The following is a 20100-nucleotide window of genomic DNA, read 5'->3' on the forward strand; positions in this document are numbered from 1 at the left end:
TCATTTGCCGCGTTGAGGCAAAGAGGCGGGCGTGGTCTGCAAAAGGTAAATGACAATAATCAAGAAATCGGCAGTAAATATTGAAATTGAATAATTGACTGGGTTATTGTTCTGTTTTTCTTACAAACCGGACGGAGCAATGGCGAGAACCATTTCCCTGAAAAGACGCTTGTTGCTGCAGACCATAGGCGCCATCGTGCTGGTGTGCATCCTGGGCGCTTTGCTGATGAACGCGTTGCGCCAGCAAATGTTGTCTGATCGGCGCGACTTGCTGCGCAGCCAGGTGGAGACCGTGAACAGTCTGGTGGCGCGGCATGAGGCGCAAGCGGCCGCAGGCCTGGTGCCCGAGGCGGAGGCGCAGCGCCTGGCGCTGCAGGAGCTGACGCGCCTGCGGTTTGACGGCAACGAGTATTTCTTCGCGCTGGACAAGGACCTGAAATGGCTGGCCCATGGCATGAATCCCAAGCTGGTGGGCCGCAATATGCACGGCGTCAAGGACGGGGCCGGGGCCGATATCGGCGCGCTGTTCGAGCAGGCTTTGCGGGACGGCGGCAGCAAGGGCTATGTCCAGTATGTGTGGGCCAAGCCCGGCGCGGCTCAGCCGCAGCCGAAAATGGCTTACTTCCAGGCCACGCCGCGCTGGGGCTGGATCATCGGCACCGGTTTGTATCTGGATGATGTCAACGCGGTGCTGTTGAGCCAGCTCTTGAGCGTGGGCGGGCAGGTCTTGCTGTTTATGGTAGTGAGCCTGTCGCTGGGCTGGTGGGTGTATCGCAGCGTGATGCGCGAACTCGGCGCGGAGCCGTCCGAAGCCGCCGCCATCGTGCGCGAAATCGCCGCCGGCAAGCTGGACCGCGAGATCACGCTGGCGGAGGGTGATCGCGACAGTTTGCTCTCGAATATCCGCGAGATGCAGGGGCAGCTGCGGCGGCTGGTCGGCGAGATCATGCGCGACGCCGATGAGCTGGGCCGCCTGAACGCCGACGTGGTGGGCGGTGCCCGCATGGTGGCGGACAATTCGCAGGGACAGAGCGAGGGCGCGGCGGCCATGGCGGCGTCGGTGGAGCAGCTGACCGTCAGCATCAACCACATCGCCCAGCATGCGGTGGACGCGCGCACCGTGTCGCAAGGTTCCGGCCAGCTGTCCGCCTCCGGCAGCGAGGTGATCGCCAAGGCCGTGGCGGAGATGCAGGGCATCAGCGAGACCGTGGACATGACGGAAGCCGCCATCGCCGAGCTGGCCAGCAAGACGTCCACCATTTCCAGCATCATGCAGGTGATCAAGGACATCGCCGATCAGACCAATCTGCTGGCGTTGAACGCCGCCATCGAGGCGGCGCGGGCCGGCGAGACCGGCCGCGGCTTCGCGGTGGTGGCGGACGAGGTGCGCAAGCTGTCCGAGCGCACGGCCAAGGCCACGGAACAAACCGCGGAGATGATCAGCGAAATTCAGGCCAGTTCCGACCTGTCGCGGCAGAATATGAGCGAGACGGTGGCGCGGGTCCGCACCGGGCTGGAACTGGCGGAGCAGGGCGGCGAGCTGATCCAGCGCATACACGGCAGCGCCAGCCAGGTGGTGCAGGTGGTCAACGACATCTCGCACGCGCTGCAGGAGCAGGGCACGGCCAGCCAGGACATCGCGCGGCATGTGGAGAAGATCGCCCAGGTGGCGTCCGGCAACGCCGTGGCGGCCACCCAGGCCTCGGAAAGCATTTTGCGCATCGAGGAGGTGACGGGCAGCCTGCGTTCGTCTGTTGCGCAATTCCAGGTGTAGCGCGTCCAAATTCTGCAGCGCAGTCCAATCAAGCCGGGTGGTGTCAGCCATCCGGTTTTTGTTTTTTCGAAGCTGGCGTGACGCTTGTCAGCTGCCGCCATCGAAGCCATTTGCATAGGATAAAGTTTTTAAAAGGGTATTCGGCAAGTTTTTTTGCATCTGCAGCCGGACGGCAGTAGCATGGCGCCCGCTCGTCGCGCAAGGCGATGGGCCAGGTGATGCGATGGCGGCATGTGCGGTCGGTAGCAAGTGATGTCAACATGCCGCAGGGGCAGTATGGAAATGGCAATGAAAGAAAGCGGCTGGGTAGCCGCATGATGGTGGCCACGCATGTCGCGTTTGGCGCGTTCTGCGCGGTGGCCGCCGCGCTGGTCTTGCATGCGCCGCCGCTGATGGCGGCATTGCTGCTGGCCGGCGGCCTGGCGGGTTCGCTGCTGCCGGATATCGATCATCCCAAGAGCTGGCTGGGCCGGCGCATTCCCTTCCTCTCCCGCCCGGTGGCCTATCTGTTTGGCCATCGCGGCATCACCCACAGCCTGCTGGCCGTGGTGGGCGTGTTCTACGCCAGCGCGGCCTGCCTGCATGAGTGGGGTGTCCGGCTGGGTCACGCCATGCCTCTGGTGCTGGGCCTGTGCGTCGGCTACGCCTCGCATCTGGTAGGCGACTGGCTGACTCCGGCGGGCATTCCGCTATTGTGGCCGGTGCGGGTGCGTTTCCGCGCGCCGCTGATGTTGCTGGGCCCCAAGATGGCCGAACCGCTGATGACGGTTGGCCTGTGGTTTGGCGCCGGCTTTCTGATGAGCAAAACCTTCTGAGTTGTTGCGTCTGCGCAGATGGCGCCGATTTTTCTAAGCATATTGAGTAGATTCGATTGCGGGCTGATTTATACAGTCGTATAAATCAGCCATGGATGCCTCGAAAAAATCCGGCGATACCCGGCAGCGCCTGCTGAGCCAGGGGTTGGACATGGTGCGGCGCACCGGCCTGCGCGGCTTGGTGGTGCGCGAGGTGGCAGCCGCCGCTGGAGTGAATCCAGGCAGCTTCGTTTACCACTTCGGCAACCGCGAACGCTTTGTCACCGAACTAGTTGAGCTGTGGTACGCGCCTATCTACCGGCAGCTGCGCCAGGCGGCCCGTCTGCGGCAGCCGGGCGATGCGCTGGGGCGCTTGCGGGAAGTCATCGAACAGCTGCTGCAGCTGGCGGCGGAACATGCTGGTTTCGCCAGCCATCTGGCGGCGGACGCTTTGGCCGGCGAGCCGGCGGCGCAGGCGTTTTTGCTGCGGCTGCCGTCGCGCCATATGCGTTTGCTGCTGGTATTGCTGGCCCGGGCCCAGCGCCAGGGGCGCCTGGTAGACGCGCCGCCGCCGCAACTGCTGTGCTATTTGGTCTCGGCCATCGGGCTGCCCTTGCTGTTGGCGCGGGGGCCGCTGGCCGCCAGCGATTGGCTGCCGCAGCAGGCGAGGCAGCTCCAGCGCTGGATGGCGGATATTCCGGCGGCGCGGCAACGCCTGGCCTGGGCGCTGGCCGGCATTACCAAAATGGGAGAGTAACCATGCGCAAGCGTTGGATTGCGGCCTTGGCCTTATCGCTGCTGGCGGCGGGCGGAACCGCCTACTATCTCTACCAACGCGCGGCGGAGGCGGCGCGCCAGTCCACTCTGTACGGCAATGTGGACATCCGCGACGTGACGTTGTCGTTCCGGGTGTCCGGCCGTCTGGCCAGCGTGCTGGTGGACGAGGGCGACCAGGTGCAGCCGGGGCAGATGCTGGCCCGCTTGGATGCAGAACCGCTGCGCAACAGCCTGAACGCGGCCATCGCCAACGAGGCGGCCCTGGCGGCGCGCAACGCGCTGATCCACAAGGGCAACCGCAGCGAGGACATCGAACAGGCGCGGGCCAAGCTGGAAGCGGCCAAGGCGGCGCTGGTCCAGGCGGAAAGCGAATATCGGCGGCAAAGCCGGCTGACGCCGGATGGCGCGAGCAGCCAGCAGCAACTGGAAACCGCCCGCTCGCAGCGCGATCAGGCGCTGGCCCAGCGCGATGCGGCTCAGCAGCAGTGGAAGCTGCTGGCAAACGGTTATCGGCCGGAGGAAATCGCCGAGTCCGACGCCCAGCTGAAACAGGCGCGCGCCGATCTGGCCGCCGCCCGGCTGGCCTTGCGGGACGCCAATCTGCAATCGCCCAGCGCCGGCATCATTCTGACGCGGGCGGTGGAGGTCGGCAGCATGGTGCAGGCCGGCGCGCCGGCGTTCAATCTGTCGCTGCGCCAGCCGGTGTGGGTGCGCGCCTATGTAGCGGAAAGCCAGCTGGGCCGTTTTTCTTCAGGCACCAAGGTGACGATTGCCAGCGACAGCCACCCGGACAAGCGCTATCACGGCGTGGTCGGCTTTGTCTCGCCGACCGCCGAATTCACCCCCAAGTCGGTTGAAACCGTCGATTTGCGCACCGCTTTGGTCTATCGCATCCGCGTGGTGGTGAGCGACGCCGACGCCGGCCTGAACCAGGGCATGCCCGTGACGGTGAGGCTGGCGTCATGAGCGCTGCCATCCGCGCCGAAAAGCTGGCCAAGCGCTTTCCCGGCGCCAGCATGGACGCGGTGGCGGAGGTGGATCTGGAGATTCCTGCGGGCTGCATCGCCGGGCTGGTGGGGCCGGACGGCGCGGGCAAGACCACGCTCTTGCGCATGCTGGCCGGTTTGCTGTCGCCCAGCGGCGGGTCGGCCCGGGTAGCCGGGCTTGACCCGCAAGCCGACGCCGATGCCTTGCGGCGCAACATCGGCTATATGCCGCAGAAATTCGGCTTGTACGAAGACCTGACGGTGCAGGAAAACCTGGACTTGTACGCCGAATTGCGCGAGGTGGGCGTCCAGGACAAGGGCGGGGAATTCCAGCGCCTGCTGGCGTTGACCGACCTGGCGCCGTTCACCGGCCGCTACGCCGGCAAGCTGTCCGGCGGCATGAAGCAGAAGCTGGGCCTGGCCTGCTCGCTGTTGGGCAAGCCCAGGGTGCTGCTGCTGGACGAGCCGGGCGTCGGCGTGGATCCGATCTCGCGCCGCGAGCTATGGAAGCTGATCCGCGCGCTGTCGGCCGAAGGCATCGCCATACTGTTGAGCACCGCGTATCTGGACGAGGCGGAGGCTTGCGACGTGGTCTATCTGATGGACCAAGGCCGCATCCGCGCCGGCGGCCCGCCGGTCGAGCTGACCCGGCCGCTGGCCGGCCGCTGCCTTCGCTTATCCGGCGTCGCCGGCAACCGCCGCCAGCTGCTGCAGCGCCTGTTGCGCCAGCCTGAGCTGATGGACGGCACGATACAGGGCAGAGGTTTGCGCCTGTTGCTGCGCGATGAAAAACGCTGGCCGGATTTGCGACTGGTCGATGCCGGTCCGGACGCCGCGCTGCAGCCCGCGCCGCCGCGGCTGGAAGATGCTTTCATCAGCCTGCTGGGCGGCGGACCGGGCGGCGATTCGGTGCTGGCCGAGGTGATGCCGCCAGTGCCCGTCCATCATGAGGAGTCCGTGATCGAGGCGCGCGGGCTGACCAAGCGTTTTGGCGATTTCTACGCCACGGATGATGTCAGCTTCGCCGTGCGGCGCGGCGAGGTATTCGGCCTGCTGGGGCCGAATGGCGCCGGCAAGTCCACCACCTTCAAGATGGAGTGCGGCCTGCTCAAACCCAGCGCCGGGCAGGCGCTGGTGATGGGGCTGGATTTGAAAACCAGCCCGACCGCCGCGCGGCAGCAGCTGGGCTATATGGCGCAGAAGTTTTCGCTGTATGCCCAGTTGACGGTGCGGCGCAATCTGATGTTCTTCTCCGGCGTCTATGGCTTGTCCGGCAAGGCGCAGAAGGAGAAAGTCGGGCAAATGGAGCAGGTGTTCGGCCTGGGGCCGTATATGGACGAGGTGGCCGCCACGCTGCCCTTGGGTTTCAAGCAGCGGCTGGCGCTGGCCTGCGCGGTGATGCATGAGCCGCCCTTGTTGTTTCTCGACGAGCCGACCTCAGGCGTGGACCCGGTGACGCGGCGCGAATTCTGGACGCATATCAACGGCCTGGCGGAGAAGGGCGTCACCGTGCTGGTGACCACCCACTTCATGGACGAGGCGGAGTATTGCGACCGCATCGCCCTGGTGTATCGCGGCAAGCTGCTGGCGCTGGATACGCCGGATGCGCTGAAGGCCAGCGTCGCCAGTTCGGCCAGGCCCAATCCGACGATGGAAGATGCGTTCATCCAGTTGGTGGAGGAGGCGGATCGATGAACTGGCGCAGACTATGGGCCTTGTGCCGCAAGGAGAGCTTCCAGATCGTGCGCGATCCGAGCAGCATCCTGATCGCCTTCATCCTGCCGGTGGCCTTGCTGTTCATCCTGGGTTACGCGGTGAATCTGGATTCGGCCCATATCCGCCTGGGCCTGCTGAACCAGGATGGCGGCGCCGTCGCGCAAAGTCTGGCGGCCACTTTCCATGCCACGCCGTCGTTCGAGGTGAAGCCGGTCAAGTCGCGCGCGGAGCTCGATGAAATGCTGGCCCACGGCAAAATACGCGGCGCGGTGATCATCGCCAACGATTTTTCGCGCAACTGGCAGCGGCGCAGCGGCACGATACAGCTGCTGACGGACGGCGCCGAGCCCAATACCGCCAATTTCGTCGCCGCCTATGCGCAGGGCACCTGGCTGCAGTGGCAGCAGGCGGAAGCGGACGAGCATGGGCAGGCGCCGCCGCCGGCCATCAAGGTTGAGCAGCGCGTCTGGTTCAACCCCAGCGCGGAGAGTCCCAACTTTCTGGTGCCCGGCACCATCGCCATCGTCATGACCATTGTCGGCGCGCTGTTGTCGTCGCTGGTGGTGGCGCGCGAATGGGAACGCGGCACCATGGAGGCGCTGCTGTCCACGCCGGTCAGCCGCGCCGAGCTGTTATTGTCCAAGATCTTGCCGTATTACGTGCTGGGCATCGCCGCCATGCTGTTGTGCCTGTTGGTGGCGGTGTTTGTCATGCAGGTGCCGTTCCGCGGGCCGCTGTGGCTGCTGTGGCTGATGTCCTCCTTGTTCCTGGCCAATGCGCTGGGGATGGGATTGTTCCTGTCCACGGTGATGCGCACCCAGTTTGACGCGGCGCAGGCGGCGCTGACTGCCGGCTATTTGCCGGCGCTGATGTTGTCCGGCTTTGTGTTCGAGATTTCCAGCATGCCGCTGCCCTTGCAGTGGCTGACCCGCATCCTGCCGGCGCGCTATTTCGCCAGCACGCTGCAGACGCTGTTCCAGGCCGGGGTGATCCCATCTCTGCTGTGGTTCAACGCGGCCAGCCTGATCGCGCTGGGCGCGTTCTGGCTGGGGCAGACCGTGCGCAAGACTAGACGAACTCTGGATTGATACCATGTGGCAACGCTTGCTGTGGCTGATCGTCAAGGAATTGCAGACCATCATGGGCAATCGCCAGGGGCGGCTGTTGCTGGTGGTGCCGGTGCTATTGCAGCTGGTGGTGTTTCCGTTTGCCGCCACGCTGGAGGTCAAGCATGCCAGCCTGGCGGTGTACAACCAGGATGCCGGCGCGGCATCGCAGGAGTTGGTGAAGCGGCTGGCCGTAAGCGCCACCTTCGATCATGTGGTGCCGGTGCATAGCCTGCCTGAGCTGCGCGATTGCATAGACCGGCAGTGCGCGCTGCTCGCGGTGGTGTTTCCGCAGGATTTCTCTCGCGCCCTGGCGTCTGGGCGGAGCGCGCCGCTGCAGGTGATCGTCGATGGGCGGCGTTCCAACAGCGGGCAGATCGCTAGCGCTTATATTGGCCAAGTCGTGGCGGGCTATCAGGCCGAGCGCGATGGTCCCATGCCGCAGCTGGCGGTGCGCAACCTCTACAATCCCAATCTGGAATATCAATGGCATGTGCTGCCCAGCCTGGTGGCCATCATCACCACCATAGGCTGCTTGATCGTGACCGCCCTGTCGGTGGCGCGCGAGCGAGAGGAGGGCACCTTCGACCAGCTATTGGTATCGCCGCTGACGCCGGCCTACATCATGGCCGGCAAGGCGGTGCCCGGCATTCTGGTGGCGCTGCTGCAAGGCGGTTTGATCGCGCTGGCGGCGGTATGGGTGTACCGCGTGCCGTTCGACGGCTCGCTGGCCTTGCTGCTGCTCAGCATGGCCAGCTATGGCCTGGCGCTGGCCGGCGTCGGCCTGTTCATCTCTTCCCTGTCGCGCACCCAGCAGCAGGCTTTTCTGGGCGTGTTCTCGTTCATGGTGCCGGCGGTCATCCTGTCCGGCTATGTCTCGCCGATCGAAAACATGCCCGAAGCGCTGCAATGGCTGGCGCGGATCAACCCCCTCAGCTACTTCATTCCCATTCTCAAGGGGACATTCTTGAAGGGATACGGCTTTGCCGACGCCTGGCCTTGGCTGCTGCCGCTGTGGCTGATCGCGCTGGTCACGCTGAGCCTGGCGTTGTGGTGCTTCCGGCGTCATGTGGAATAGGCGCCCTGAGGCTGGCGGCGTGCGGCAGTCCTTCCAGCGCGCCGCGCAGGATGCGTTCGCAGCGCGGCAGCGTGGCCGGGCCGTTTTCCAGCAACTCATATAAGCCGGTGAACAGATAAACCAGATACTCCGCGGTCAGTCCCACATCCAGCGCCGCGGGCAGTTCGCCTTGGGCGATGGCGCGGCGCAGTTGCCGCCGCGTGTAGTGCATGGTGAGCCGGTCCGCCATCTCGCGCCGCCGCAGCACGCTGCGGTTCTCTTCAATTTGCTCGCACTTCAGGTAGAGAATCTGGCTGACCCGCTGCGGCGAGCCCGGCTCCAGAAACTGCGCCAGGTAGTAGCAGCCGGCGGTCAGCAAGGTGTCGCAGGCGGAGCCGCGCTGGGCGGGAAAGCGCAGCGCATCCAGCGCGAAGGCGCGGTCTATCATGGCCTGGCATACCTGCAGCTTGTTGTCGTAATGGCCGTACACCGCGCCGCGCGATACACCGGCGGCGTCTGCGATTTCCGCCATGGTGGTATTGGCGATGCCTTTGGCCAGAAACACCCGCTCCGCGCCGTCCAGGATCGCGTCCCGGGTTTTTTGAGAGTCTTCCTTGGTTTTGCGCGCCATATCGTTTCCATTGTTTTCTTTGTGCGGGACATTGTGCCGGAAAATAATTAATCGCGCATGATTGATTAAATGATAAAATCGCGTTTTCTCAACCTTTTTGTCTGTTATGTCGAACGTGCATACCCGCGATCTAGATACGCTGCCCGTCTCCAAACTGTTCTGGCGCTATGCCATCCCCTCCGTTGCCGGCATGCTGGTGACCGGACTGTACGCCGTGATCGATGGCGTGTTTGTCGGACACTATGTCGGCAGCCATGGCCTGGCCGCGATCAACCTGGTCTATCCGATGGTGATGCTGCAGGTGGGTCTGGGCGCGATGATCAGCATGGGCGTGGCCACGCGCATCGCGATCCGACAAGGGGCGGGCGATATGGCGGGCGCGCGTGGCGCGCTGCTGGCCGCTTTGCTGCTGCTGGCGCTGTTTGGCGCGCTGATTCCGCTATTTGGCCTGCCCAATATCGATGTGCTGTTGGGATGGCTGCGCGCGGATGGGCAGGCAGATGTGAGAGAGCAGGCTTATCCGTATCTGTGGTGGATGCTCAGCGGCGCAGTGCTGACCATGGGGCAGATGCTCGTCACCTATCTGGTGCGCAATGATGGCCGGCCTGACCTGGCCACGGTATTGACCACGCTGGGCGCCTTGCTGAACATTTTGCTGGATTACGTGTTTGTCGGCCTGATGGCGATGGGGCTGGCAGGCGCGGCTATCGGCACCTTGATCGCCGAAGGCGTGGTGCTGGTCCTGGGCTTGGGCTATTTCTTCACCCGCCATGCGGGATTGCGCCTGCGGCTGAGCGCGTTGGTTCCGGACTGGCAGGCGTTATGGCCCGTGATTGCGCTGGGCGCGCCTAGCCTGTTGATGGAGCTGAATCTGGCCGTGCTGCTGTACGCGCATAATTATCAGCTGCTGCAATGGGGCAATGATCTTAGCGTGGCGGCCTATGCGGTGGCGGGTTATACCGAGTCCCTGTTTGTGCTGGTGATTCACGGCCTGGCGGTGGGCATGCAGCCTTTGCTTGGCCATGCCACAGGCGCCGGGCAGCCGAAGCGTGTTCGCGCCGCCCTGCTGCATGGTTTGAAAGTGTGCATGGCGATTGGCCTGGCTGCGCTGGCCGCGGTGCAGGCTTTTCCGGCCGCCATCGCCGGCTGGTATAGCGATGGCAGCGCCGAGCTGATCGAAGCGGGCAGCCGCGCGCTGCAATTGCATCTGCTGGCCATGCCGCTGGATGGTCTGGTGGTGGTGGGATGCACCGCCCTGCAGGCCATGGCCATGACGCGGCTGGCCTTGGGCATCACGATAAGCAAGACCATTCTGTTGCTGCCGTCGCTGGGCCTGCTGCCCTTGCTGATGGGTCTGGACGGCGTCTGGTTGGCGATGCCCTTGGTCAACCTGCTGTTGGGCGTGCTGGTCATGGCGATCATGTGGCGCGAGTTGCGCCGGTTGCTGCCCGCAGGCCAGCGGATGCCGGCCGGAGCGTAAGCCTGCTTGCTTATCGGCGGCAATCCTGTGCGGCTTGATGGACTTGCCGCATATGGCAGCAAACCAAAGGCCCCATCCATCTACTGGATGGGGCCTTTCCGATTAGCGCGGAGGATTCAGGCGGTTTTGGCGCCGATTGGAATCTCAATCAGCGTTTTGCGGCTCTCATGCGGCGGATAGTCAACATGCACCACCTGCATTATCGCCATGTCCTTCAGGCGTTTGCGCATGGGGTGGGTTTCCGCGGCATCCTCATCGCCCTCAAAAGCCTCATTGCTGGGCATTTGCTGCTTGGCTTTGAGTTGTTGTTTCTCAAAGCCGGTCAAGGGACGTTGCAGAATGCATTCCAGTGGTTCATCCAGTTCCAGTTTGCTGTCAAGCATGGCACTCACCTTTACGAAAAGGGGGTCTCCGCCTGGCCCTGTAGGCATTGGCGGGCTGAACTTTGCCATTGCATGATATCCGTCTGTAGGCCGCTTGTTTATAAGTAAGAACCGCTATTCCTGTACAAAAGTGCTGAGTTAACAGCGGCTTAGCCGGGAGTTTTGATTCGTGTTAGTTCGAAGGAGGCGGAACGGGTGTCTGGCGATTATGCTGAGAAAAACCCGTATAAGGATGAGCGTTTCATGCTGATTCGTCTCTTGTCAGGCCTGGCCCTGTTGTGGGCGATGGCGCCCGCCCTCGCCTTGGAGCCTTTGTCCATTTATACCGATGAGTGGCCGCCCATCAGTTTTGAAGATGGCGGCGAGGTGAAGGGGATGGCGGTGGATCTGGTCAACCAGATTCAGCATCGCCTGCATCAGGACCAGCCGGTGAAGTTGCTGCCGTGGGCGCGCGCCTACAATTTTCTGCTGAATCGTCCCAATGTGCTGCTGTTTGTGCTGGGCCGCACGGCCGAGCGGGAAAAGCTGATGACCATGGTCGGCCCGGTGGCGGCGTCGGAGATCAATCTCTATTGCCGCAAGGGCGAGGCGGAGGCGTTGCGACGCTTGGGCGACAAGCTGCAGGTGCAGCCGGTGACGGCATTTCGCAGCAGCATTTTCCTGGCGGTGGCCAAGCAGCATGGATTCAAGAATATCGTGGAGAGCACCGACCCGGTGCAGTCCGCGTTGCTGTTGCACGCCAGTCGCGTGTCGATGTGGTCGGAGGGTGACAGCGTGGTTGACAACGTAATGCGCAAGGCCGGGCTGCCGGTGCAGGAAATCGAGCTGCTGCAGCCTTTGGAGAAGATTGATCTCTACCTGGCTTTTTCCCGCGGCACCGACCGCGCCACCATTCTGGCTTGGGAGCAGACGCTGCGCGATCTCAAGCGCGACGGCAGCTTCCGCAAGCTTTATCAGCGCTGGCTGCCAGGCGCGGCCGCGCCAATGCAGGTGGAGCGCGTTGGCGTAGAGCCCTGAGCGCGGCATGGAGCGGGAGGCGGCGCTGTGGTATATTTGGCGGTTTTGGCGCTCGCCACGGGCTGGAAAAACCGCAAATCGCCCCTATCTGTCAGCGGATGGGGCCGAATGGCCCGCAACAAGAGCAAGGTAAGCCGCATGACAACCATCGTGGCCGTACGCAAGGGCAATCAGATCGCTATTGCCGCAGACAGCCAGACGACTTTCGGCGACGACCAGAAACTGCTGGCGCCGTACGATTGTTTCCATGACAAGATCTTCCAGCATGGCGACAGCTATCTGGCGGTGTCCGGTTCCGCCGCGCACGATCTGGTGCTGAAAGGCGCGCTGGCCGATCTGAAAAAGAAGGATCTGAGCAGCCGCCAAGGCATCTTCGAAACCTTCCGCAAGCTGCATCCCAAATTGAAGGACGCCTTCTATCTGCGGCCGGAAGAGGACGAGGAAGATCCGTACGAATCCAGCCAGATGATGGTGGTGATCGCCAATCGGCACGGCATTTTCGGCGTCTATCCGATGCGCGAGATCTATGAGTTCTCCCGCGTCTGGGCGATAGGCTCCGGCCGCAAGTTCGCCATGGGGGCGATGTACGCGGTGTACGACCAGGACCTGACGGCCAAGGAAATCGCCGAGATCGGCGTGCGCGCCGGCTGCGAATTCGACGTCAGCTCCTCGCTGCCGATGACCGTCTATACCGTTGAACTGGCCGCCGCCGCGGCCAAGGAAGCATGAGCATGAACCAACACGACAAACTGCAACGATTCCTGTTTGACGGCGCGCCGGTCCGCGGCGCGCTGGTGAGGCTGGACGGCGCCTGGCAGCAGGTGCTGAGCCGCCGCGCCTATCCGCCGGTTTTGAAAACCGTGCTGGGCGAGATGATGGCCGCCTCGGTGCTGATGGCCGCCAATCTGAAATTCGATGGCACGCTGATTCTGCAAATCCACGGCACCGGCGCGCTGAAGCTGGCGGTGGTGGAGTGCAACAACGATCGCACCGTGCGCGCCACGGCCAAATGGGACGGCGAGCTCGCGAATAAGCCGCTGAGCGAACTCCTGGGCGAGGGCGGCAAATTTGTGCTGACGCTGGAGCCGCGCCTGGACAAGAACCAGACCTGGCAAGGCATTGTGGCGCTGGAGGGCGACTCCGTCGGCCAGATGCTGGAAAACTACATGCTGCGTTCCGAGCAGCTGGACACCGCCCTGGTATTGGCCAGCAACGACAGCACCGCCGCCGGCATGCTGTTGCAGCGCCTGCCGGAAGGCCACGGCGAAGCCGAAGGCTGGAACCGCATCCAGACGCTGGGCCGCACGCTGAAGGCGGATGAACTGCTCGGCCTGGGCGCCGAGGACATCCTGCACCGCCTGTTCCATGAGGAAGAGGTGCGCGTGTTCGAGCAGGAAGGCGTCAGTTTCAGCTGCAATTGCTCGCGCGAGCGCGTCAGCAATATGCTGACCATGCTGGGCGGCCAGGAAGTCGGCGAAGTGATGGTGGAGCAGGGCAGCGTGGAAATCGTCTGCGATTACTGCAACCAGCATTACGTGTTCGACGAAGACGACATCAACCAGCTGTTTGATTACGACGTGGTGGCGGCAGTGCGCGAAGCGCGTCACTGATCTCAGCCGTCCACCGCAAAAAGCCGCGTAAAGCGGCTTTTTTTGCATTCTTTGTCCGCGTCAGGCTTTGCGGACCAGCACCTTGAGCGCTGGTGCGCGGGACAGCGTCCACATGCTGACCGCCACCAGGATCAATAGCAGCGGCAGCTTGGCGGCTTCCCAGGCGATGGAAACCACGCCCGGAGTGCCGATCAGCATCACCGCCACGAAATACATGTGCAGGCAGTAGATGCCCAGGACATTGGGCGCCTGTTTTTCCAGCCAGGAATCGCGCCCCCATTGCGGGTGGTTCAACAGCAACCAGAACAGGCCCAGCGCCCAAGGCAGAGAACCCAGCAAGAAATCGTGGCCGCGGAAGCCGCTCTGCGCATAGCGGTTCAGCCCCCACAGCTCGACAAGGTACAACAGCATGCCGCCCAGCATCAGGCCGATTGCCGCCTTGTCGCCCAGCCGGCGGCCGGTTTGCCGGAGCAGGACGCCAGCCAGCACAAGCGGCAGCGCGAAGAATGGACCGTTGCGGGTGTTGAAATCCCACTGGATGTCCAGGAGCTTGGCGTAGGAGCCGCCGGCCAGGCCGATCAGGTACAGCGCGATGGCCAGCGGCAGCAGTCCGTTTTCCCATCGCAGCCGATGCGCGCCGGCAATCATCAGCACCGCCAGCATCAAGGCTGGCAGAAACCACAGATGCAGCATGCCGCCCACCAGCAGCAGATCCAGAGGATGAGCCAGCAGCATGCCCCATTGGCCTTGCATGCCCTGGACGTAACCCTTGTCCAGAACGGCGGGCAGATCCATCGGCAAAAAGGCGTAGATCAGGCTCCATAGCACCCACAGCAGCAAAATGGGGCGGCAATAACGCAAGGCCGGCGCCAGGGTTTCGGCCGAAAGCTTGGGTTGCACGAAATAGCCGGCGCACAGAAAGAAGAACGGCACCGCGAAACGGCCGGCCTGATTGATGAAATCGGCAATCCAGGCATAGGGCGCGGCGGCCCAGGGGGCGGGATTGAACGGACTGGCGAACGGCGCGACATGCAAGGCCATGATGGCGGCGATGGCGATGACGCGGGTGCAATCGAGGCTGGATATTCTCATGGAGGCGATGGCTGAAATGGGTTGGCGAAGGCGGCTCAAGGCAGTCGCGCAAGGCGACAGCATCCCAAATGGACTGATTGAAAGAATCCGGAGTTCCACCATTGAGCAGTCAGCGCCGGCAAGCTTGCGCAATATCAACTCCAGAGAAAAGACCCGGCGGATGAGCGGATTATTGCGGAAAATCCGCCATTCGTGAAAATTACCGCTTTTATTTAATTGTTTAAGATTAATACCTGGCCTTAAACACAATATTCAATATCGATCTCATCCATTATGATTCGTCCGGCGAATGGCAATAGCCTTTCGTCATTTCATCAAAATGGATGAGTCAATGAAAACAAATCTATCTCCCCGCCGGTATCGGGCCTGGGGGCTTTTCGTGATCGCAATCGCCTTATCCGCTTGCGTGGCCACCGACGGCGGCCAGCAGCGGTCTTCCAGTCAGCCGGCGCCGCAGGCCAATCAGCCCGCTGCGCGCTACTCCTCGCACTCTCCCGCCTTGTCGGAAAAGCCGGACTATCCGCATGGCTTGCCGCCGGCAGCGCCGGCGGAGGGCAGCGCCCAGCCGCCCGCACGGGTTCAAGGTCCGCAGGGCCAGTCGGCGCGGGCGGCAGCCCGCGGCAAGCTGCTTGCGCCGCAGTATGCCAACTGCGATGAAGCCAGGTTCGGCCAGCTGTCCGGCCAGGACTTGGTGCGCTACGTGGCCAGCGTGGACGGCGCTTGCGTCAACCGCTTGTTCCAGGCGGACGCGCTGAGCTACCGCGCGGTATCGCCGGCCAATATGAAGCTGGCGGCGGCCGAAGCGCGAACGCGCGCGGCCAATTGGGACGGCCAAAACGCCAATGGCTTGTGGCCGCTGGCGGTGTTCCTCAAGGCCGGCTATTTCCTGCAATACAGCCATGCCCAGGAGGTGGGCGATTACGGCCCAGCCGTGGATCAGCCGGTAATGCAGGTGGTGGAGGCGATGGCGGCCAATGCCGCGCTGTGGAATGTCAAGGCGCTGGATGGCAGCGGCGATGCCGATAGCTGGTATCGCGAGCGGGACGCGCGGCAGAGCGTGGCGGAAACCATGATCCTGGCCGACTCGGTGCGCAAGGCCGATTATGCACTGCCGCTGCTGGGCCGTTTCTTCGGCCGTTACAACGCCGCAGTCAAGGACAGTTGGGCCCGTTTCGCGCTGCACCCGATGCAGACCCTGCTGTTCAATATGCACTACCAGCCGGACTTTGCGCAGAAGGTGGAGCAGGGGCAGCTGGATGGCCTAGTGGCCAGCCTGGCAGGGCTGACCCGCGCCGGCCAATCGGCCTTTGCCGACGAGCAGATGTTCCTCAACACGCTGCGCGAAACCGGCCGCTTCATGCAGTATCCGCGCACCGCGCCGCAAGCGGAGACGGCGGTGGCGCAGCATCTGAAGGGGGAGAAGTACGGCGCGGCCTGGGCCGAGGCCGTGTATGCCTTGAAGAAGATGGGCAAGACGCCCTGCGAGCGCTATGGCATCTGTCAGGCCGAGCAGGAGCTGCGCGCGCATCTGTTCCCCAATCGCTGGGGCTTCGATAACGGTAATCTGGTATTCGAAACGCCGCTGAGTCTGGCTGATGTCGAGCCGCTGTATTACGCCATGAAACAGGTGCAGACCCAGCTATTCCGTGTGGCCGGCACGCGCAATCCGGTGCCGGGCGACAGCAACGCCAAACTGCGCATGGTGATCTACGGCACCAAGACCGACTACCAGCGCTTCCAGGGCCTGTTGAATGAGCTGTCCACCGATAACGGCGGCATCTACATCGAAAAAGACGGCACCTTCTACACCTTCCAGCGCGAAGTGCCGAAGGAAAGCTATCTGACGCTGGAAGAGCTGGTGCGCCACGAGTATGTGCATTATCTGTCCGGACGTTTCATCCAGCCTGGCATGTGGGGCACGTCAGAGTTCTACCGCGACGATCGCCGCATGCCGTGGTATGACGAAGGCTTTGCCGAGTTCATGGCCTGGAGCACCTCGCGCGACGGCATCAAGGTGCGCGGCCATGTGGTGGACGTGGTGGCCGGCGGCTGGCCGAACAGCTTCCTGGAGCCGTCCCGCATCATGCGCTCCAGTTACAGCGATGGCTGGGACTTCTACAGCCATTCCGCGCTGTGGTTCTATTACCTGAATCAGCAGCAGCCAGGCAAGATCGCCGATATCTTGGCCGCGCTGCGCGCAGACGACGTCAAGCGCTTCGACGCGCTGGTGCGCGACATGGGCGGCGATGCCGCCTTGGTGTCCGGTTTCCGCAGCTATGTCGACCAGCAAGTGAAGTTGGCTCAGGCCGGGCAACTGGGCAATACCTCCACCACGGAAGGCGTGGACTGGCTCGCTGCCGATAAATGGCAAACCGGCGACGCCGCCGCCGTAGAGGCGGCGATGCGCCGCTCGCTGCCGGTAGGCTGCCAGGTGTGGGCGGACGGCAAGGATAGCGCGCTACGCCGTTTCGAGTGCACGGGGTCGCTGCCGCTGAACGCGGCCAATACCACCCAGGCGCGGCAGGAGCTGGACCGCGTGCTGGACGGCGCCTTGCAGAGCCTGGTGAAAACCGGCGGCCTGAATAATCTGCTTGCCGCCAATTGCGCCGCCACCGACTACGACTTCAAGCGCAAGACCGCCGCTTTGCGTTGCGAAGGGCCGCTGGGTCCGGCAGGTGACGTCAAGCCGCAGCCGCCGCAGCCGGGGGAGCTGGGATTGGCCAAGACCAGTTATGGCAGCCCGGTGCGCTGCCTGCGCGGCCAGCTGCAGGGCGTGGGCGGCGTAGAGCGCTATCAGATGGTGCAAGGCCCGCAATTGGGCCGCGCCCAGGTAGCGGATTGGGGCGCCTTCAACTACCGCCGCGATGCCGATCAACCCGGCGTGGGCGATAAAATAACCGTGCGCGTCAGCAAGGGCGCGCAGTCCCGCGATGTGGTGGTGGAGCTGAATGCCACGCCGCGCAATGTGCCGGAGGATCAGTGCTGGGCGCAAGCGGGCTGACGCTGTCGGGTGCATGAAATCAGTCAAAGCCGGGTTCGCCCGGCTTTTTTGATTACAAAGGCTGAACCGCAATGGTGGCAGGCTTCTCCAGCCACTCCAGAAACGCGTCGCCCAGGCGTTGGCTCTCCGCGGTGGCGGCGCGCCAGTGCTGGCGACGCAACTCGTCCCGGCCCAAATAGCGGCGAAAATCCTTGCGATCCGGCAGCCTGCGGCCGGGCAGGGCAGCCAGGTATTGCCGCGATGGCGCCAGCAGCACGGTGTTGGCGTGGTTGGCCGCGCTGGGTTTGCGCCAAGGCAGGGTCTTGTCGAACCAGCCCGGCACGATGCGGTCGGTGAAGTGCGGATACAGCGCGATCTCGTCGCCGTGGGCGAAGGGGAAGTCGATGTGGTAATCGGTCAGCCCGCCGTCGCGGTAGATTGCGGGTGGCGCGTCCGGCAGTTGGACGCCATGCAGGATGCCGGGGATGGCGACCGTGCCCATCAGGGCCGCTTCCAGATTGTCCGCATGCAAGGCATGCAGGCGGGTGGGGATGGCATCCTGCGGCTGGAAGCGCAGGCTGCTGCGCGCGTCATGACAGATCACCCGGTGGAAGCTGTGACGGATCAACTGGCGGGACAGCGCGTTCAGCGCCGCCGCCATGGCCAGCCCGGCCAACAGCGCGGCCTTGTCCTCGCGATTGGCCAGCCCGTGCGATTGCACCAGCAGCAGGCTGAGCCGGTAGCGGGGATGGCTCAGGATATTCTCCATTCCGCCCTCGCCCAGGATATCCCGCAGCATCTGCCGGGTTTGCGCGGTGATCTGGGCGGTGGTGACGCCTGGATGGTAGCTTTCCTCGGTGTAGCGCTGCGCCAGCCGGGCCAGCGCGGCGGCCGGGTCTGGCTGCATAGCGCAGGCAAAGCGCCAGCCGCCGATCGACGCGCCCACCAGATCGCGCTCGCGCGGCGCCTGTTCCAGCCAGCGGAACACGGCTTGGTCCAGCCCGGTCATGCCCACCGCTTTGGGGCCGCCGGCCGCGCCGGGCAGGATGGCAACTTGGTCCGGCCGCAGGCCGTCTTGCAGTAATTGCCGGGCGCGGCGGCCGGCTTTGATGATTAGCGCGGGTTGGCGGATATGAATGGCGGTCATTACGATATAAAGTGGCGAAATGGCGAAGCGTGGTCGGGTTTGTTATCCTGTTGCGTTTCGCAATTCAAGCGCGTTGCACGACGCGCCGCAGCACAGGAGCGCCCTTGATGATACCCGCAAGCCAGTTGACCGACTATCTGCGCGAACAAGCCCTGAAACTCGATGTCACGGAACTGCAGATCGCGGTGATGACGTTGCAGGCGGTGATTGCCGTTAACAAGCCGGCGCCGCGCCGCGATCTGTATCGCTATCAGGTGCCCAAGCTGGGCGAGGGCGGCAGTTGCTCGCTGATCGACGAGCTGGATGAAACGCCATACGACCTGCGCGTGATTTTGGGCGCGGAAACCGCTGACACGACCGCCGCGCTGGTCAATCTGCATGCGCTGCTGGATTCGGTCAACAACAAGATAGGCGCCGACTGGCTGGGCATCTACCGCAAGATTGGCGCCGGCAACAACGCCGTACTGGTCAAGCTGGCTTATCAAGGGCTGGAAAGCCGGGCGGAATTTCCGCTGACCGAAGCATTTGCCGAGCACAGCAACAACAGCCGCGTCGGCCTGACCGGCTGGGCTGTATTGGTGGACGATGTGGCGCAGTGGCGCGCCGAAGGCGGCGGCTACTACGAGTGCGACCCCAAGGTGAAGAGCGAAGTCTGCCTACCGGTGCTGGGCAGCGACGACAATGTGCTGGGCATCATCGACGCCGAATCCTTCCAGACCGGCCACTTCACGCAGGAGCGCTTGGTATGGCTGGCCGCGCTGGCCGTGGTGCTGCCGCAGCTGCTGGTCAAGCTACCGCCGCTTGAAAATGAGGAATCGCTCCCCAACTAAAGTCCATTCAGGCCGCCTAGCCGGCCTTTTTCCGTTGCGCCCCTCAGTGTTGGAGAAGTCATGTCGTCGCATCAGCAGTCCGTTCCTGAGCCAGTCATCCGTTATATCGCCAGCTGCCAGCTGCCCACGCCATGGGGCGAGTTCACCATGCATGGTTTCGAGGAGGAAAGCGGCCAGGAGCATGTGGCGTTGACGCTGGGCGAGGTGGCGGATGGCCAGCCGGTGTTGGCGCGGCTGCATTCCGAATGCCTGACCGGCGACGCGCTGTTCTCCCTGCGCTGCGATTGCGGCTTCCAGCTCGAAGCGGCGATGGAGGCCATCAGCAAGGCCGGGCGCGGCGCGTTGCTGTACCTGCGCCAGGAAGGCCGCGGCATCGGCCTGATCAACAAGATCCGCGCCTACAAGCTGCAGGACGGCGGCGCGGATACTGTGGAAGCCAACGAACAGCTGGGTTTCCCGGCCGACATGCGCGACTTCCGCATCGCCCGCCATATGCTGGAACATCTGGGCATAGGCAGCGTCAGGGTGATGACCAACAATCCGCGCAAGCTGGCCACCTTGCAGGCGGCCGGCGTCAGCGTGGTGGAGCACGTGCCCTTGCAGGTGGGGCGCAATCCGTATAACGACCGTTACCTGGACACCAAGGCCGCCAAGTTGGGGCATATGCTGTTCAAGTAAGGTGGATGGGCGAGCCATGCGAAGGCTCGCCAAGCGATGATA

Annotated in this window: 19 protein-coding genes; 15 read left to right on the plus strand and 4 right to left on the minus strand. The window is 63.6% G+C overall.

Annotated features, from left to right (window positions below):
• Positions 1–139 precede the first annotated feature (139 nt).
• From C2134_RS12430 to C2134_RS12460, 7 genes are all read left to right on the plus strand, one after another.
• Complete coding sequence (locus C2134_RS12430) at positions 140–1774, plus strand: methyl-accepting chemotaxis protein (protein WP_103320481.1); 1635 nt, start codon at positions 140–142, stop codon at positions 1772–1774.
• Positions 1775–2088: 314 nt separating this feature from the next.
• Positions 2089–2589, plus strand: a complete 501-nt coding sequence (locus C2134_RS12435; RefSeq protein ID WP_052246679.1) for a metal-dependent hydrolase — start codon at positions 2089–2091, stop codon at positions 2587–2589.
• 91 nt (positions 2590–2680) lie between these two features.
• Positions 2681–3325, plus strand: a complete 645-nt coding sequence (locus C2134_RS12440; RefSeq protein ID WP_103320483.1) for a TetR/AcrR family transcriptional regulator — start codon at positions 2681–2683, stop codon at positions 3323–3325.
• 2 nt (positions 3326–3327) lie between these two features.
• Positions 3328–4311, plus strand: coding sequence for a secretion protein HlyD (gene hlyD, locus C2134_RS12445; RefSeq protein WP_103320485.1), 984 nt, complete (start codon positions 3328–3330; stop codon positions 4309–4311).
• Positions 4308–6026, plus strand: coding sequence for an ATP-binding cassette domain-containing protein (locus C2134_RS12450; protein ID WP_103320487.1), 1719 nt, complete (start codon positions 4308–4310; stop codon positions 6024–6026). Before hlyD ends, C2134_RS12450 begins: the two co-directional genes overlap by 4 nt.
• Complete coding sequence (locus C2134_RS12455; protein ID WP_103320489.1) at positions 6023–7135, plus strand: ABC transporter permease; 1113 nt, start codon at positions 6023–6025, stop codon at positions 7133–7135. Before C2134_RS12450 ends, C2134_RS12455 begins: the two co-directional genes overlap by 4 nt.
• Before the next feature lie 4 nt (positions 7136–7139).
• Positions 7140–8231, plus strand: a complete 1092-nt coding sequence (locus C2134_RS12460) for an ABC transporter permease (protein WP_103320491.1) — start codon at positions 7140–7142, stop codon at positions 8229–8231.
• On the opposite strand, the gene C2134_RS12465 is transcribed toward C2134_RS12460, so the two are convergent.
• The gene (locus C2134_RS12465; RefSeq protein ID WP_103320493.1) at positions 8185–8841 is read right to left on the minus strand and encodes a TetR family transcriptional regulator; all 657 of its coding nucleotides are present in this window, start codon (positions 8839–8841) and stop codon (positions 8185–8187) included. The genes C2134_RS12460 and C2134_RS12465 overlap by 47 nt on opposite strands.
• Before the next feature lie 106 nt (positions 8842–8947).
• On the opposite strand from C2134_RS12465, the gene C2134_RS12470 reads away from it, so the two are divergent.
• Positions 8948–10321, plus strand: a complete 1374-nt coding sequence (locus tag C2134_RS12470) for an MATE family efflux transporter (protein WP_103320495.1) — start codon at positions 8948–8950, stop codon at positions 10319–10321.
• 116 nt (positions 10322–10437) lie between these two features.
• On the opposite strand, the gene C2134_RS12475 is transcribed toward C2134_RS12470, so the two are convergent.
• The gene (locus C2134_RS12475; protein ID WP_146042150.1) at positions 10438–10773 is read right to left on the minus strand and encodes a hypothetical protein; all 336 of its coding nucleotides are present in this window, start codon (positions 10771–10773) and stop codon (positions 10438–10440) included.
• 174 nt (positions 10774–10947) lie between these two features.
• Here C2134_RS12475 and C2134_RS12480 point away from each other — a divergent pair, with 174 nt between their 5' ends.
• The 3 genes from C2134_RS12480 to hslO all read left to right on the plus strand — a co-directional run bounded on the left by C2134_RS12480 (position 10948) and on the right by hslO (position 13331).
• Positions 10948–11721, plus strand: a complete 774-nt coding sequence (locus C2134_RS12480) for a substrate-binding periplasmic protein (protein ID WP_103320500.1) — start codon at positions 10948–10950, stop codon at positions 11719–11721.
• Between the two features lie 138 nt (positions 11722–11859).
• Positions 11860–12450, plus strand: coding sequence for an Ntn hydrolase family protein (locus C2134_RS12485; RefSeq protein WP_103320638.1), 591 nt, complete (start codon positions 11860–11862; stop codon positions 12448–12450).
• On the plus strand, positions 12447–13331 hold the full coding sequence (gene hslO / locus C2134_RS12490) for an Hsp33 family molecular chaperone HslO (RefSeq protein ID WP_199152712.1): 885 nt from the start codon (positions 12447–12449) through the stop codon (positions 13329–13331). The genes C2134_RS12485 and hslO overlap by 4 nt, the downstream gene beginning before the upstream one ends.
• A gap of 60 nt (positions 13332–13391) precedes the next feature.
• On the opposite strand, the gene C2134_RS12495 is transcribed toward hslO, so the two are convergent.
• Positions 13392–14423 (minus strand): acyltransferase, encoded by a 1032-nt coding sequence (locus tag C2134_RS12495; RefSeq protein WP_103320505.1) that lies wholly within the window; start codon positions 14421–14423, stop codon positions 13392–13394.
• Here C2134_RS12495 and C2134_RS12500 point away from each other — a divergent pair.
• Together C2134_RS12500 and C2134_RS12505 are read left to right on the plus strand one after the other, a co-directional pair.
• The gene (locus C2134_RS12500) at positions 14422–14619 is read left to right on the plus strand and encodes a hypothetical protein (protein WP_103320507.1); all 198 of its coding nucleotides are present in this window, start codon (positions 14422–14424) and stop codon (positions 14617–14619) included. The genes C2134_RS12495 and C2134_RS12500 overlap by 2 nt on opposite strands.
• Positions 14620–14802: 183 nt before the next feature.
• Positions 14803–17424 carry a M9 family metallopeptidase N-terminal domain-containing protein gene (locus C2134_RS12505; protein ID WP_158248765.1) on the plus strand — a complete coding sequence of 874 codons (2622 nt, stop codon included), beginning with the start codon at positions 14803–14805 and terminating at the stop codon, positions 17422–17424.
• Between the two features lie 52 nt (positions 17425–17476).
• Here C2134_RS12505 and C2134_RS12510 read toward each other — a convergent pair whose 3' ends face one another.
• Positions 17477–18550: a hypothetical protein gene (locus C2134_RS12510; RefSeq protein ID WP_103320513.1), complete on the minus strand. Its 1074-nt coding sequence runs from the start codon at positions 18548–18550 to the stop codon at positions 17477–17479.
• Between the two features lie 107 nt (positions 18551–18657).
• Between C2134_RS12510 and C2134_RS12515 the strand changes: the two genes are divergently transcribed.
• A complete protein-coding gene (locus C2134_RS12515; RefSeq protein ID WP_103320516.1) occupies positions 18658–19380 on the plus strand; it encodes a GAF domain-containing protein in 723 nt (240 codons plus the stop codon).
• A gap of 60 nt (positions 19381–19440) precedes the next feature.
• Positions 19441–20058: a GTP cyclohydrolase II gene (ribA, locus tag C2134_RS12520; RefSeq protein ID WP_103320518.1), complete on the plus strand. Its 618-nt coding sequence runs from the start codon at positions 19441–19443 to the stop codon at positions 20056–20058.
• The last annotated feature ends 42 nt before the right edge of the window (positions 20059–20100 follow it).

Origin of the sequence: Chromobacterium sinusclupearum (genome assembly GCF_002902845.1) — a bacterium.
GTDB lineage: Bacteria > Pseudomonadota > Gammaproteobacteria > Burkholderiales > Chromobacteriaceae > Chromobacterium > Chromobacterium sinusclupearum.